Here is a 616-nt window from a genome sequence, read left to right on the forward strand (position 1 = left end):
TGCATTTTCGCCAGCGCCGCGGAGGTTTTCGCCATCTGCATCAGCGACATCAGCGCTTCCTGCATACGGGCGCCACCGGAGGCGGAGAAGCAGATCAGCGGGCAGTTATCTTCCAGCGCCTGCTCCACCGCGCGCACAAAGCGTGCGCCGACGACGGAACCCATCGAGCCCCCCATAAAGGAGAACTCAAAGGCGGCGGCAACCACCGGCATCGCGTAGAGCGTACCTTTCATCACCACCAGCGCGTCTTTCTCGCCCGTCTCTTTCTGAGCGGACGCCAGGCGGTCTTTGTATTTTTTTGAATCGCGGAACTTCAGCACATCTTTTGGCTCAAGTTCGCTACCCAGTTCTACCAGAGAACCTTCATCCAACAGGCTATGCAGGCGATTACGCGCCGACATGCGCATATGGTGATCGCACTTAGGACAAACCTCCAGGTTGCGCTCCAGCTCGGCGCGGTAGAGTACCTGACCGCAGCTGTCGCACTTGGTCCATACACCCTCAGGAATGCTCGCCTTGCGGGTGGGAGTGATGTTGCTTTTAATTCGTTCAATCCAGCTCATTGATAACCTTTCTGCCTGAACCTGGTCGATGCCAGTTTTGTCGTAAGGGGCGC

1 protein-coding gene is annotated in these 616 nt (G+C 57.3%); it reads right to left on the reverse strand.

The features are described 5' to 3' along the window. The coding region (locus ABD481_RS46745) for an acetyl-CoA carboxylase carboxyltransferase subunit beta (protein WP_344672353.1) at positions 1 to 563 on the reverse strand (563 nt) is incomplete at its 3' end. Positions 564 to 616 lie beyond the last annotated feature (53 nt).

This window comes from Catenulispora yoronensis (assembly GCF_039531695.1).
GTDB classification, from domain to species: domain Bacteria; phylum Actinomycetota; class Actinomycetes; order Streptomycetales; family Catenulisporaceae; genus Catenulispora; species Catenulispora yoronensis.